The organism is Nonomuraea sp. NPDC048882 (genome assembly GCF_040649755.1).
Classification (GTDB): domain Bacteria; phylum Actinomycetota; class Actinomycetes; order Streptosporangiales; family Streptosporangiaceae; genus Nonomuraea; species Nonomuraea maheshkhaliensis.
On record NZ_JBEZGB010000020.1, the window covers coordinates 1 to 13,776 of the forward strand.

The window sequence follows — 13,776 nt, forward strand, 5'->3', positions numbered from 1 at the left end:
GATCGCGATGGTTGCCTATGTCCCGAGACACACTCTGTTGAAGTTTCCTATGTCTTGCGACATGGGTTTCCTATGTCCTGAACCAGCACACCACCGGCCCTACATTTCTTCTTTCATGACGTCCTGGCGGGGGCCGGGGCCGTGGTTTTGAGAGGCTAGTCGTCGTCCTCGTCGAAAGAGTCGGGGTCGTCGACGCGGGGTGGTGGGGCGACGCAGGAGAACGCGTCGTCCGTGCGGTAGCAGCCCCGGTTCATGCGTTCCGGCATGCGCAGGCCGTCCGGGGCGCGCCAGCGGTTCTCGTGTTCGAGCCACCCGTCGAACCGGTCGTGGTCGTGGTCGGTGGCCGAGGCGACGGTGAGGCCGCCGAGGAGGCCGCCGGCGATCAGGCCGGCGACGGCCGCAGCCGTGATCTGGGTTCGTCGGCGGCGGAAGAAGCCACCGGAAGAAGAGGGAGACGGTTCTTCCCAGCTGGAGGCGATCGGCTGGGTGGGTGGGAGGTCGGCGTACGGGCGGTCCGCCTGTTCCCCGTATCTGAGCTGGGCCGGCTCGCGCGGCTCCTGGGTCGGGTCGCGCGGCGCTTCCTCTTCGCCGCGCGACCCGGCGTCTCGATCATGATCCGCCATCACGATCTCCCTTTACTCGCCCACGAAGGGCGCTCCCGGTAATGAAGGATGCCAAACTCACCGTAAGCCCCGCGTAAGGGCAAAGCCATGTAAGACCTGGGTCGTACCCGGACTTCACCCTCCAGGCGGACCAAGGCCGCGCCGGGCCTACATATCGTGATGATGTGTTCGGGAGCGTACGGGCGTGGTCCAGGCGCCACGAGAAGCTGGCGGCCGCCGCCAGTGTGGCCCCTCTGGCGCTGTTGTGCGCCCTGCTGGCGGTGCCGTACGCGCTGAACGGGCCTTCACCAGGCGCCGCTCAGGACGGGAGCCCCTATCTCGGCGCGGCCGGTTACCTGGCTCTGTCGGCGGCGCTGCTGGCGCCGCTGGCGTGGCGGAGCCGGCCGCTGGGCTGCTTCGCCACCGTCTCGCTGATCAGCTTCGGCCAGTGGCTGGCGGGGGTGAACCCGCTGCCCGCCAACCTGGCGGTGCTGGTGGCGCTCTGGGCGGTGGCCTACCGGTGCTCGTTCCGCTGGGCGCTGGCGGCGGGGCTGGTGGCGGAGGTGGGGGTGTTCCTGGCGCTGGTCCACTGGTCGGATCCGACGTTCGGGATGTTCTTCAGCGGTTCGGTCTTCGTGGTGACGGTCTGGCTGACCGGCCTGTACGCCAACACCCGCAGGCGTTACCTGGAGAGCCTGGAGGAGCGGGCCGAACGGGCGGAGCGCGAGCGCGACCAGCAGGCCAGGATGGCCGCCGCGGCCGAGCGGGCCAGGATCGCCAGGGAGCTGCACGACGTCGTGGCCCACAACGTGAGCGTGATCGTGGTGCAGGCCGACGGCGCGGGTTTCGCCATGGACCGCGACATCGAGCAGGCCAGGCTGGCGGTCAAGACCATCTCCAAGACCGGCCGCGCGGCCCTGGCCGAGATGCGCAGGCTGGTGGGGGTGCTGCGGGAGAACGAGACCGCGAGCACCGACTACACCCCGCAGCCGGGTCTGGGCCAGTTGGAGGAGCTCGTCCGCGGCTCGGCCGTGCCCGCCCGGCTGAGCGTCGACGGGGTGCCGGCCGAGCTGCCCGAGGGCCAGCAGCTGGCCGTCTACCGCATCGTCCAGGAGGCCCTGACGAACGCGCTCAAGCACGGCGGCCCCGGCGTCCGGGCCAGCGTGGAAATCGACTACAGCGGCCCCGAGCTGGTCGTGCGGGTGGTGGACGACGGCCGGGGCGCGGCGGCTCCGGTGAGCTCCGACGGGCACGGCCTGATCGGGATGCGCGAGCGGGTCGGCATGTACGGCGGCGCCGTGTCGGCGGGCCCCCGGCAGGGTGGCGGGTTCGAGGTGCTGGCCAGGTTGCCGATGACGAAGGAGGCGGCGTGATCCGGGTGATGCTGGTCGACGACCAGGAGCTGTTGCGGGCCGGGTTCAGGATGGTGCTGGGCGCGCAGCCGGACATCGAGGTGGTGGCCGAGGCCGCCGACGGCGCCACGGCGCTGGAGATCCTGCGCGGCACCGAGGTGGACGTGGTGCTCATGGACGTACGCATGCCGTCCATGGACGGGCTGGAGGCCACCCGGCGCATCGACGGGCCCAAGGTGCTGATCCTGACCACGTTCGACCTGGACGAGTACGCCTTCGCCGCGGTCAAGGCGGGCGCGGCCGGGTTCCTGCTGAAGGACGTGCCGCCGGACGACCTGGTCAGCGCCATCAGGACGGTGCACGCGGGCGAGTCGGTGGTCTCGCCCAGCACGCTGCGGCGGCTGCTCGACCGCTTCGCCGCGCAACTGCCCGCCGAGGAGCCGGTGCGTTCGGCGGCCGAGCTGACGCCGCGCGAGCGCGAGGTGCTGCTGATGGTGGCGCGCGGCCTGTCCAACATGGAGATCGCGGGCCGCCTGGAGGTGGCGGAGGCGACGGTGAAGACGCATCTGGGGCGGGTGCTGGCCAAGCTGGGGCTGCGGGACCGGGCGCAGGTGGTGGTGTACGCGTACGAGGCCGGTCTGATCGTGCCCTCTCCTCGGCCGAAAGTCTGACCGGGGTCATCTGCCGGCGCAGCTGAAGTCCCTCCTCAGGGCCCATGAATCACGAAATTTCCACTCCTAGCGTGGGGCGCGTTGAAATTTCGCGTACAAGGAGTGAACGTGACGCTCACCGAGACCCGCCGCCAGGCCCCGCCCGCCGTCGTGGCCACCGATCTGTCCAAGGTGTACGGCTCCGGCGACGCCCGGGTGCACGCCCTGCGCGGCGTGACCGTGTCCTTCGCCACGGGGGCGTTCACCGCCATCATGGGGCCGTCCGGCTCGGGCAAGTCGACGCTGATGCACTGTCTGGCCGGCCTCGACGCCGCCACGTCCGGCACCGTGCGCATCGGCGACGCGGAGCTCACGGGGCTGACCGACCGGCAGCTCACGCTGCTGCGCCGGGAGCGGATCGGCTTCGTCTTCCAGGCGTTCAACCTGCTGCCCACGCTGACGACCGAGCAGAACATCCGCCTGCCGCTGGACATCTCCGCCCGCCTGGCCGACCAGGCGCTGTTCGACCGGGTCATCGAGACCGTCGGGCTGAAGGACCGGCTCGGGCACCGGCCGGGCGAGCTGTCCGGCGGCCAGCAACAGCGGGTGGCGGTGGCCAGGGCGCTGATCAGCAAGCCCGCGGTCATCTTCGCCGACGAGCCCACCGGGAACCTGGACTCGCGCAGCGGCGCCGAGGTGCTGTCGTTCCTGCGCGCGTCCGTGCGCGAGCTGGGCCAGACCATCGTCATGGTCACGCACGACCCGGTGGCGGCCGCGTACGCCGACCGGGTGGTGTTCCTGCGTGACGGCGAGCTCGTCACCGAGGTCAGCGCTCCGACGCCGCAGTCCGTTCTGGACACCCTCGTCCGGCTGGAGGCGTGACGTGCTGAGCCGTGAGATGCGGACGCGTGACGTGCGGACGATCGCGCTCGCCGGAGGTGTGCGGTGCTGAGGGCCGCGCTGGCCGGGTTGCGCGCGCACCGGCTCAGGCTGCTGCTCACATCACTGGCGATCATGCTCGGGGTGGGCTTCATCGCGGGCACGTTCGTGCTGAACGACACCGCCCAGGCCGGCTTCGCGCAGCGGGTGACGGCCGACGCGGACAAGGTGGACGTGGCCGTGCTGCCAGGACCGGCCGGAGGCAGGCTGCCGGAGCAGGCGCTGGACCGGATCAGGGCGCTGCCCGGGGTGACGCGGGCCGAGGGCCTGATCCGCGGCAGCGCGCCCGTGCTGGGCAAGGACGGCAAGACGGTGGGCGACGTCCCGACCACCGCCCTGTCGATCGTCACAGGCCCGCTCGACCGCACGAACGTCGTCGCCGGCACCGGCCCGGGCACCGACGATCAAGCCGCCGTGCTGGACGAGAACACCGCCAAGGCCCAGGGCTTCCGGCTCGGCGACACGATCACGGTGCTGGACGGCAAGGAGACCGGGCACCGGTTCCGGCTGGTCGGCCTGATCGACACCGGCGTGGACCAGACGCTGGCCTACACCGGCGCGGTCGGCTTCACCCCGGACGTGGCCCGGCGCATGACCGGCGCGAAGGGGTACGCCGAGATCGACGTCGCGGGCGGCGGGCCCGGGCTGAAGGAGGCGGTGAAGGAGGCGGTGGCGGCGGCCGCCGGCGGCTCGTACCAGGTCAAGACGGGCACGGAGCTGGCCGACGACCTGGCCAGGGCGGCCGGGACGGAGACCACCATGCTCACGACGGGGCTGCTGCTGTTCGGCGTCGTGGCGATGCTGGTGGCCGCGCTGGTCATCTACAACACCTTTGCCATCCTCGTCGCCCAGCGGACGCGGGAGATGGCGCTGCTGCGCTGCGTCGGGGCCACGCGCGGGCAGGTGTTCGGCTCGATCGTGCTGGAGTCGGCCGTCGTGGGCGCGCTGGCCTCCGCACTGGGCCTGCTCATCGGGTACGGCCTGGCCGCGGCCACCCTGGCCGTGCTGCGCGCGGTCGACTCCCCGCTGCCCTCGAACGCGGGCATCGCGCTCACGCCGGCCACGATCGCGACCGGCCTGGCCGTCGGCCTGCTGGTCACGGTCGGCGCGGCGCTGCTGCCGGCCAGGTCGGCCACGCGAGTGCCGCCGATCGCCGCGCTGCGCGGCCAGAGCGAGGAGCCGGAGTTCCGCGCAGGTCCTGCCCGCGCCGTGGTGGCCGCGATCCTGCTGCTGGCGGGGCTCGGCACGACCGGGGCGGGCGCGTTCGTCCTCGTGCCCGGGCAGCAGGTCACGCTGCTCGTGGTCATGGCCGGGGGCGCGCTGACGTTCCTGGCGGTGCTCGTGCTGGGCCCGGTCCTGGTCAGGCCGCTGAGCGCGCTGGTGGGCTGGATCCCGCGCAGGCTGTTCGGGGTGCCGGGCCGCCTGGCGGTGGACAATTCTGGTCGCAACCCGAAGCGGGCCGCGACCACCACGGTGGCGCTCACGATCGGGGTGACGCTGATGACGCTGATCTCGGTGGTGACCGCCTCCACCCGGCTGACGATGACGGCCAAGCTGGACGAGCAGTTCCCGATCGACTACCTGCTGGCCGGCCAGAAGCGCGACGCGGTCATCCCGCGCTCGGTGGCGGAGGGGCTGCGCGGCAGGCCGGAGCTGGCGTCCGTGACGCAGATCCGTCAGGCCGACGCGACGGTGGCGGGCCGGCGCACGATCGCGGGGACCTTCACGGGGCCCGTCGAGCCGCACGTCGTCTCCGGCTCCCTGAACGGTCTCGGCCCGGGCCGGGCCGCGCTGGAGGACACCTCGGCCGCCCGGCTCGGCGTGCGGGTGGGCGACACGGTGGAGCTACGGACCGAGCGGGCCGGGACGGTGTCGCTGGAGGTGGTCGCGCTGCTCGACGGCGACCAGTCGTCGCTGCCGCCGGTCACGCTCGCTGAGCCCTCCTTCGACGCGTACTTCGGCGCGGTGCCCGACTCGCTGGTGATGATCGGCATCAGGGACGGGGTGGCGGCCGAGCGGGCCCGCGCGGTGGTGGACGCCGCCGTCGCCGCCTATCCGGCCGTGCGGGTGAGTAGTTCGACGGAGGTACGCGGGCAGTTCGACGAGACCCTCGACATGTTGCTCATGATCATCACGGGGCTGCTCGGGCTGGCGGTCCTGATCTCGCTGCTGGGGATCGCGAACACGCTCTCGCTGTCGGTCCACGAGCGGACGAGGGAGTCGGCCATGCTGCGGGCCCTGGGCCTGACCCGGCCGCAGCTGCGCCGCATGTTGTCCATCGAGGCGCTGGTGCTCGGGGTCGTGGGGGCGTTGGTAGGCGTCGTGCTCGGGGTCGTCTTCGGCTGGGCCGCGATTCGGGCGATGCTGGATGGAGCCCTGCTGGATGTGCCGTTCGCGTCGATCGTGCTGCTCGTGGCGCTGTCGGGGGTGGCGGGCGTGCTGGCGGCGGTGCTTCCCGGCCGGCGCGCGGCGCGGGCGTCGATCGTCGCGTCGCTCGCGGCGGGGTGAGCCGGACGAAAGCCCCTTAGTCGAATAAAGCAGAAATATCCGGATAGAAGGCACAGAGGAGGCCGGGCGTCTCATGGGGGCGGCGCCCGGCCTCGACGTCACGCAGCGTGATGACGCGACCCCGCAAAACAGTCGCAAAACAGTCAGGGCCTCCGGTGAGACCGCGACGTCGGGAAGCGGTCAGGGCCCACGGTTAGCGGGCCCTCTGGTGAGGGTCAGCGGGGGGTGCGGCCCGGCCAGAGTTCGGCCACGGTCTCCGGGTCGAGCAGCGGCCTGGCCACCACCTCGCCCGTCACCCGGTCGATGACCACGCATCCGCCCCCTGCCGTCTCCGGCAGCCTGGCGGGGTCGTCGGGCTCCAGGTCCCGGATCCAGGCCACGTAACCGCCGTCGAACGCGTACACGCCCACCGGCAGCGGCTCATCCCCCACGCGGGCCCCGTTGAAGTACTCCTCGGCCAGCGCCCTGGCCTCCTCCATGTTCATCGTCTCCATGGCCATCGCCTCCGTGGTCATCGCCTCCGTGGTCATCGCCTCCGTGGTCATCGCCTCCGTGGTCATCGCGGCCGCCCCCCGCGGTCGAGTATCACGCAGAACACCCCGGTCACCGTCCGGTACGGCGGCTCGACCGACATGTGGCCCCGCTGCGCGTCGATCCAGATCACCTCGCCGTCGAAGTTGACCGCGTTCCAGGCATGCGAGCCGCCCCCTGGCCAGCGCACCACGATGACCGCCGCGGCTCCGTGGTCCGCGTCCAGCAGCCGCCGTTCGATCATCGGGTACGCGTGCCGCCCCTGGCCCGCGTACTGCAGCCGGTGCCCGACCCAGCGCTCGATCCTGGCCACGCTGCCCCGCTCCCCGGTCAGCGCGGGCCGGCCGATCCGGTCGTACTCGGGCAGCCGTGGCGCGGCCGTCGCGGGCTCGCCGTGCCAGGTGGACAGCACGGCCAGCGCGCAGTCGGCGGCGTTGGAGGCGCGGAACGGGTCGTCGGCGGGCCCTGAGCCGTTGACCAGCCGCACCCAGGTGCCGCGCGGGTCGGGAAAGCGGGCCCCCGGCCGCAGCGCGTCGGCCAGGTCCCGCTCCACCTGCGGGTCGGGCTCGGCGAGCCCTCCTGGCACCCCGTACGGGCGGCTGCGGGCCAGGCTGGGCGGGCGGTGCGGCAGGTCGAACCAGTCGTACTCCGGCAACTCCAGGACGTGCGGGCCCTCGCCCCCCTCGGGGCGGCACTCGTGAGACCCGGGCCGGCACTCGTGGGGCTCGGAGCGGCACCGACGGGCCCCGGAACGGCACTCGCGGGCCCCGGAGCGGCGATCCTCGGGCCCGGAATGGTGGTCGCCGGATGCGGGGTCATGGTCGTCGGGGACGGGCTCGGCGGCCCGCTCGTAGTCGAGCCACCGCACCCCGTCCGCCACGATCGGGTTGTAGGCCACCCCCGGAAGGGCGCGCGGGACACTCGGCTTGCGCTCGCGGAACACGGCCTGCCTCCTGTCATGCTCGACGAACGATCGTAGAGCCGACACGAGGGCCACGAGGCGAAGTCGGCGAAATCCTCCGCCCCGATCATCCCACTTACCTGGGCAAACGCGGCAAACCTCAGCCCACCCGGACGGTGACGGCGTGCCAGCCGGTCGCCCCGTCGGGCGCGGGCGGCGCCAGCCGGTCGGTCTGCGTACGCCCGTGGGCGTCGGTCGCCCGTACCTCCAGCGTGTGCTCCCCCGCCGTCGCGTCCCAGTCGATCGACCACTGCCGCCACGTGTCGGGCCCCGGCACGGCGGCCAGCTTCGCCTGCCGCCACTCCCCCCGGTCCACCCGCACCTCGACGGCGTCCACGCCGGTGTGCTGGGCCCAGGCCACGCCGGCGATCGTGGTACGACCGGGCTTCATGGAGTCGCCGTAGGCCGGCAGGTCGATGCGCGACTGCGTCTTGATGGGGCCCTTCTCGGACCAGCCCCTGGGCGTCCAGTACGCCTCGTCGGCGTCGAACCTGGTCACCTTGATGTCCACGACCCACTTGGTGGCCGAGACGTATCCGTACAGGCCGGGCACCACCTGGCGCACGGGGAATCCGTGGTCCACCGGCAGCACCTCGCCGTTCATCGCGACCGCGAACAGCGCGTCGCGGCCGTCCATCACCACGTCGACCGGGGTGCCGCAGGTGAAGCCGTCGGCCGAGGTGGACAGCAGCATGTCGGCGTCGGAACGCAGCCCCGCCTGACGCAGCACGTCGGCCATCCGAACGCCGAGCCAGCGGGCGTTGCCCACATAGGGGCCGCCGACCTCGTTGGAGACGCAGGTCAGGGTGACGTCGGCCTCGGTGAGCGGCATCTTCAGCAGGTCGGCGTAGGTGAGCTCGACCGGGCGGTCCACCAGCCCGTGGATGCGCAGGCTCCAGTCGTTCGGATCGACCTGGGGGACGACGAGCGCGGTGTCGACGCGGTAGAAGTCGCTGTTGGGGGTGACGAACGGCGACAGGCCGCGGATGCGCAGGTCCGTGCCCGCGGGGAGGGGCTTGGCGGGGGTGGCCGGCTTGGGCAGCGCCACGCCCACCCGGGCGGCGTCCAGGGCCTGGCGCCCGCCGAACTGCCGTCCGAGCAGGGCCGCCGCCCCGGCGACCACCACGCCGCCGGCGGCGCCGGTGATCAGCCGCCGCCGGTCGAAGGCGCGCAGCTCGTCACCTGCCCGCATCACGGCGGGCCGCTCGGCGTCCGGCCCGATGTCCGGCTTGATGCCCGGCTCGGCGTCCGGCTCATCCTCCGGCCGCCCGTCACCGGCCGCGGGCCTCGCCGCCGGCGCCGCCACCGTGGCGGCGGGGGCGAAGGCGGGGTCCGGGGCGAAAGCGGAGTCCGGGACGCGCGCGGGGATCCGGCCGCCGGACGCGCGGCGTATCAGCCAGGACAGCGCCCAACAGCCGACGGCCACGCCGATCACGGTCGGCACGGCGTCGAGGGGCCCGGCGTCCGGCCGGGTCAGCACCGCGAGGAGCCCGATCACCCCGAACGCGGCCAGCCCCGCGAAGCCGTAAGCGAGCCGGCGGCGGGCCAGCGCCCCGATGAGCGCGGCCACCGCGGCGAGCACGACCAGCACCCCGCCGATGAGCACGGCCTTGTCGTTCTCGCCGACCGTCCTGATCGCGAAGTCCTTGAGGGGGGCGGGCGTCAGGTCGACGGCCGCGTCGCCGACGGCCACCACGGGAAACGTCTGCGGCCCGACGAGCCCGGCCGCGAGCTGCGCGATCCCGAGGGCCACGCCTCCGGACACCAGTCCCGCCAGGGCTCCCGCCCAGGCCGGCACCATTACATTCCTCTGCACACTTCCGAAGGTACGTCTCCGGCGGCGACGGACTTCTTACGCGATGGTTACGAGCCGAGCACCTCGGCGATGGTCACGAGCCGAGCAGCTCGCGCACGATCGGCGCCAGCCCGCGGAAGGCCCGGCCCCGATGGCTGATCGCGTCCTTCTCCTCGGCCGTCATCTCGGCCGTCGTGCGCTCGTCGCCGTCGGGCACGAAGATCGGGTCGTAGCCGAACCCGTTGGACCCCCGCGGCGTCATGACGAGGCGGCCCGGCAGCGTGCCCTCCACCACCCGGTATTCGCCCGACGGCAGCGCGAGCGCGGCGGCGCAGGCGAAGTGGGCGCTCAGCCGCTCGGCGGGCACGTCGGAGATCTGGGCCAGCAGCAGGTCGAGGTTGGCGCGGTCGTCGCCGTGGTTTCCGGCCCAGCGGGCGGAGAAGACGCCCGGCATGCCGTTGAGCACGTCGACGCAGAGCCCCGAGTCGTCGGCCACCGCGGGCAGGCCGGAGCCCTTGGCGACGGCGTGCGCCTTGAGCAGGGCGTTCTCCTCGAACGTGACGCCGGTCTCGGCGACCTCGCCGATCGAGGGGAACTCCTCCAGCCCGACGACGTCGAACCCGGACAGGATGCGGCGCAGCTCCGCGATCTTGCCCGTGTTGCGGGTGGCCAGCACGATCCTCATGACCGCTCCCCTGCGCGCAGGGCCTCCTGCTGGATCGAGGTCAGCTCCGCGCAGCCGGCCACGGCCAGGTCGAGGAGGCGGTCGAGGGCCCCGCGGTCGAAGGGCGCGCCCTCGGCGGTGCCCTGCACCTCGACGAAGCTGCCCTCGCCGGTCATCACCACGTTCATGTCGGTCTCTGCCGCGACGTCCTCGGTGTAGCAGAGGTCGAGCATCGGGACCGTGCCGACCACGCCGACGGACACGGCCGCGACCGAGCCGATGAGCGGGTCTCCCGGGCACATGCGCCGCTCGCGCATCCACGCGACCGCGTCGGCGAGCGCGACGTAGGCGCCGGTGATCGCCGCCGTCCTGGTGCCGCCGTCGGCCTGAAGGACGTCGCAGTCGAGCAGAATGGAGTTTTCTCCCAACGCCTTGTAATCGACGCAGGCACGCAGCGAACGCCCGATCAACCGGGAAATCTCGTGGGTCCGGCCGCCGATTTTGCCGCGGACCGATTCGCGATCGTTACGAGTATTGGTCGCTCGCGGCAACATCGCGTATTCGGCCGTAACCCAGCCCTGGCCGCTGCCTCTGCGCCAGCGCGGCACGCTGTCCTGGACCGACGCCGCGCACAACACCCGGGTCCCGCCGAATTCGACCAGCACCGAGCCTTCGGCATGGGTCAGCCATTGCCTGGTGATGGTAATGGGGCGAAGCTGGTCAGGGTTGCGGCCATCCTGTCTGGACATGCAGATCACCCTATCTCCGCGACGCGACACCCTTGACCAAATGTGTCCGTCACATGGATCCTTACGCAATGACAACGGGGGTGTTGCGAAACCCTGACTTCCTCCGATTCCTCAGTTCGCACGTCGCGAACGAACTCGGAGCGAATATTTCCCGCGTGGCGCTTCCGCTGGTGGCCGTGCTTGCTCTGCATGCCGGTCCGGCGGAAGTGGGGGTGCTGTCGTCGTTACAGACGCTGGCGTTCCTTCTGCTCGGGCTGCCCGCGGGCGTGTGGGTCGGCCGGATGCGCAAACGCCGGGTGATGATGGTGTCCGACCTGACGAAGTTCGTGCTGCTCGGCAGCATTCCGGTGGCGTCCGCGCTGGGACTGCTGACGATCGAGATGATGTTCGTGGTCGCGCTGCTGGCCGGCGTGTCCCAGGTGTTCAACGACGTGGCCGACCAGACGTACCTGCCCGATCTGATCAGCGCCGGGCAGCTGACCGACGGCAACGCCAAGCTGGAGGTGGTCCGCGCGGGGGCGTTCCTGGCGGGGCCCGGCGTGGGCGGCACGCTCGTGCAGCTGCTGAGCGCACCACGCACGATGATGGCCACCGCGCTCGGCGCGCTCGCCTCGGTGCTGCTGCTGGCCACGATCAAGGCGCCGGACAAACCGCCCGCCGACGTCGAGCGCACGCCGCTGCTGCGGGGCATCGGCGAGGGGCTCTCCTATTTGTGGCACCACCGCCTGTTACGGGCATTCGTGGCCTCGTCGGCGATCGGCAACATGTGCGTGAGCGGCGTGCTGGCCCTGTCGGTGCTGTTCCTGGCCGAGACCGTCCGGCTGAGCCCCGGCGCGGTCGGGGCGCTGCTCATGTCTGGCGGCATCGGCGGCCTGCTGGGCGGCCTGACCGGAGGTTGGCTGGCGCGGCGGGTCGGCAGCGCCAGGATGACCTGGCTGGCCGTCACCATCGGCGCGCCGTTCGGCCTGCTCCTGCCGATGACGCAGCCCGACTGGCGGGTGGTGTGCTTCGCGATCACCTCGATCATGATCTCGTGGAGCGCGACGCTGATGAACGTGGGCCAGACCACCTACCGCCAGCTCGTCACCCCCGAACATCTGCTCGGCCGGGTCAACGCCTCGGTGCGCTTCATGACCTGGGGCATCATGCCGCTGGGTGCGCTGATGGGCGGGCTGGTCGCCCAGCAGGTAGGGGTGCGGCAGACCCTGTGGGTGCTCATGGCCGGCCGGCTGCTGGCGTTCGTGCCGCTGCTGTTCTCGCCGCTGCCGCGGATGCGCGAGTTCTCCGAGGTCGAAGCCAGGTCATAGCAGGCTGCTCCGCGCTCACCTCAGCGGCTCAGTTCAGGTGGTAGCAGGCCGCTCCGGCGGCTCGCCGCGGCGGCTCAGCTCAGGTCGTAGACGACCCCGCTGCGGGCCAGCTCGACCGGGCCGTCGTAGCCGCCGCCGCACGCCTCCTCCAGGACCGTGGCCTGGTCGTTCCAGGGGACCAGGTGGGTGAGCACGAGCTGGCCGACGTCGGCCTTGGCGGCGTGCGCGGCCGCCTGGCGGCCGGTCAGGTGCAGGCCGGTGGGCAGGTCGGGGCCCTCCACGAACGACGCCTCGCACAGCAGCAGGTCGGCGCCGGCCGCCAGCTTGACCAGCTCGTCGGTCTCGCCCGTGTCGCCGGAGTAGGCGATGCTCCTGGTGCCGTTGGCGACGCGGAAGCCGTACGCCTCGACGGGGTGGTTGACCAGGCCGGCGGTGAGCGTGAACGGCCCGATCTCGTACACGCCCGGCGTCAGCGTACGGAACTCGAAGGCGGTCTCCAGACCCGGCTCGTCCGGCATGCCGTACGCCGCCCCCAGCCGCCGGGGCGCGTCGGCGGGCGCGTAGACGGGGACGAGGGGATAGGGGGCCCCGGGCCCGTAGGTGCGGGCCACGTGATAGCCGCAGATGTCGAGACAGTGGTCGGCGTGCAGGTGTGACAGGCAGATGGCGTCCACGTCGTAGATGCCGACGTGACGTTGCAACGCGCCCAGCGACCCGCTGCCGAGGTCGAGCAGCATCCTGAACCCGTCCGTTTCGAGGAGGTAGCAGGATGCTGGGCTGTCGGGGCCGGGGTAGCTCCCGGAACAACCGACGATGGTCACCTTCATGTGGGCCTCCCGTTATAGGTAGTACCCCCCACTGGTGCGACTTCGACCACGTCGATCTCCGGGCCCAGGAAACGTCGCCCGAGCCGGGCGAAGAGCAGGGAGTCGCCGGTGGCGCGGAAACGGTGCCGGGGGGTGGCTCCGTTGCCGGCCGCCAGGTCGCGGTCGTGCAGGATGCGGTAGACGTCCTTCGCCGTCTCATCGGCGCTGGAGATCAGCGTGACCCCCTCACCGGCGACGTACGAGATCGCGCCGGTGAGCAGCGGATAATGGGTGCAGCCGAGGATGATCGTGTCGCATCCGGCGGCCCTGACGGGCTCGAGATATTCGCGGACGACCTCGATGAGCTCGTCGCTCATCGTCTCTCCCCGCTCGACGTAGTCCACCAGGCGTGGGGCGGCCACGCCGGTGAGCTGTACGTCGGGCGCCGCGGTGAAGGCGTCGTGATAGGCCATCGAGGCGATGGTGGCCCTGGTGGCGATCACGCCGACCTTGCCGTTGCGGGTGGCTCGCACCGCGCGCCTGGTGGCCGGCATGATCACCTCGACGACGGGCATGTCGTAGCGCTCGCGGGCGTCGCGCAGCACGGCGGCACTGGCGCTGTTGCACGCGATCACGAGCATCTTGACGTTCTGCTCGACCAGGTGGTCCATGACCTCCAGCGCGTACGCGCGAAGCTCGGCGATCGGCTTCGGCCCGTACGGCTGGCGGGCCGTGTCGGCCACGTAGGTGATGGACTCGTGAGGCAACTGGTCGATGATCGCCCGGGCGACCGTCAGGCCGCCGACCCCGCTGTCGAAGATCCCAATACTCGCGTCCGGCACGCTTAGAGGGTAGGCGACCTGCACGATCAACACTGCGTAAGAATGCTCACAGGTACGACATCTGAGCGTG

At 71.7% G+C, this 13,776-nt stretch carries 13 protein-coding genes; 5 read left to right on the top strand and 8 right to left on the bottom strand.

Annotated features, from left to right (window positions below):
• Positions 1 to 155 precede the first annotated feature (155 nt).
• Positions 156 to 623, bottom strand: a complete 468-nt coding sequence (locus AB0C27_RS46045; protein ID WP_357859083.1) for a hypothetical protein — start codon at positions 621 to 623, stop codon at positions 156 to 158.
• Between the two features lie 164 nt (positions 624 to 787).
• On the opposite strand from AB0C27_RS46045, the gene AB0C27_RS46050 reads away from it, so the two are divergent.
• The 4 genes from AB0C27_RS46050 (at position 788) to AB0C27_RS46065 (ending at position 6,051) form a co-directional block, all read left to right on the top strand.
• Positions 788 to 1,975, top strand: a complete 1,188-nt coding sequence (locus AB0C27_RS46050) for a histidine kinase (protein ID WP_357859086.1) — start codon at positions 788 to 790, stop codon at positions 1,973 to 1,975.
• Positions 1,972 to 2,625 (top strand): response regulator transcription factor, encoded by a 654-nt coding sequence (locus AB0C27_RS46055; protein ID WP_346104811.1) that lies wholly within the window; start codon positions 1,972 to 1,974, stop codon positions 2,623 to 2,625. Before AB0C27_RS46050 ends, AB0C27_RS46055 begins: the two co-directional genes overlap by 4 nt.
• A gap of 108 nt (positions 2,626 to 2,733) precedes the next feature.
• Entirely contained in the window at positions 2,734 to 3,486 is a 753-nt protein-coding gene (locus tag AB0C27_RS46060; RefSeq protein WP_357859089.1) for an ABC transporter ATP-binding protein, read from the top strand.
• 63 nt (positions 3,487 to 3,549) lie between these two features.
• A complete protein-coding gene (locus tag AB0C27_RS46065; protein ID WP_357859092.1) occupies positions 3,550 to 6,051 on the top strand; it encodes an FtsX-like permease family protein in 2,502 nt (833 codons plus the stop codon).
• A gap of 215 nt (positions 6,052 to 6,266) precedes the next feature.
• Here AB0C27_RS46065 and AB0C27_RS46070 read toward each other — a convergent pair whose 3' ends face one another.
• From AB0C27_RS46070 to rph, 5 genes are all read right to left on the bottom strand, one after another.
• Positions 6,267 to 6,611 (bottom strand): hypothetical protein, encoded by a 345-nt coding sequence (locus AB0C27_RS46070; protein ID WP_357859095.1) that lies wholly within the window; start codon positions 6,609 to 6,611, stop codon positions 6,267 to 6,269.
• The gene (locus AB0C27_RS46075; protein ID WP_357859098.1) at positions 6,608 to 7,570 is read right to left on the bottom strand and encodes a toxin glutamine deamidase domain-containing protein; all 963 of its coding nucleotides are present in this window, start codon (positions 7,568 to 7,570) and stop codon (positions 6,608 to 6,610) included. Before AB0C27_RS46075 ends, AB0C27_RS46070 begins: the two co-directional genes overlap by 4 nt.
• 73 nt (positions 7,571 to 7,643) lie before the next feature.
• Positions 7,644 to 9,344: a molybdopterin-dependent oxidoreductase gene (locus AB0C27_RS46080; RefSeq protein WP_357859487.1), complete on the bottom strand. Its 1,701-nt coding sequence runs from the start codon at positions 9,342 to 9,344 to the stop codon at positions 7,644 to 7,646.
• Positions 9,345 to 9,432: 88 nt separating this feature from the next.
• The gene (rdgB, locus tag AB0C27_RS46085) at positions 9,433 to 10,023 is read right to left on the bottom strand and encodes an RdgB/HAM1 family non-canonical purine NTP pyrophosphatase (RefSeq protein ID WP_357859101.1); all 591 of its coding nucleotides are present in this window, start codon (positions 10,021 to 10,023) and stop codon (positions 9,433 to 9,435) included.
• On the bottom strand, positions 10,020 to 10,751 hold the full coding sequence (gene rph / locus AB0C27_RS46090) for a ribonuclease PH (protein WP_357859104.1): 732 nt from the start codon (positions 10,749 to 10,751) through the stop codon (positions 10,020 to 10,022). Before rph ends, rdgB begins: the two co-directional genes overlap by 4 nt.
• A 68-nt stretch (positions 10,752 to 10,819) precedes the next feature.
• Here rph and AB0C27_RS46095 point away from each other — a divergent pair, with 68 nt between their 5' ends.
• Entirely contained in the window at positions 10,820 to 12,058 is a 1,239-nt protein-coding gene (locus AB0C27_RS46095; protein ID WP_357859107.1) for an MFS transporter, read from the top strand.
• A 74-nt stretch (positions 12,059 to 12,132) separates the two neighbouring features.
• Here AB0C27_RS46095 and AB0C27_RS46100 read toward each other — a convergent pair whose 3' ends face one another.
• Together AB0C27_RS46100 and murI are read right to left on the bottom strand one after the other, a co-directional pair.
• On the bottom strand, positions 12,133 to 12,885 hold the full coding sequence (locus AB0C27_RS46100) for an MBL fold metallo-hydrolase (protein WP_357859109.1): 753 nt from the start codon (positions 12,883 to 12,885) through the stop codon (positions 12,133 to 12,135).
• Positions 12,882 to 13,706 (bottom strand): glutamate racemase, encoded by an 825-nt coding sequence (murI, locus tag AB0C27_RS46105; RefSeq protein ID WP_346114222.1) that lies wholly within the window; start codon positions 13,704 to 13,706, stop codon positions 12,882 to 12,884. The genes AB0C27_RS46100 and murI overlap by 4 nt, the downstream gene beginning before the upstream one ends.
• Between the last annotated feature and the right edge of the window lie 70 nt (positions 13,707 to 13,776).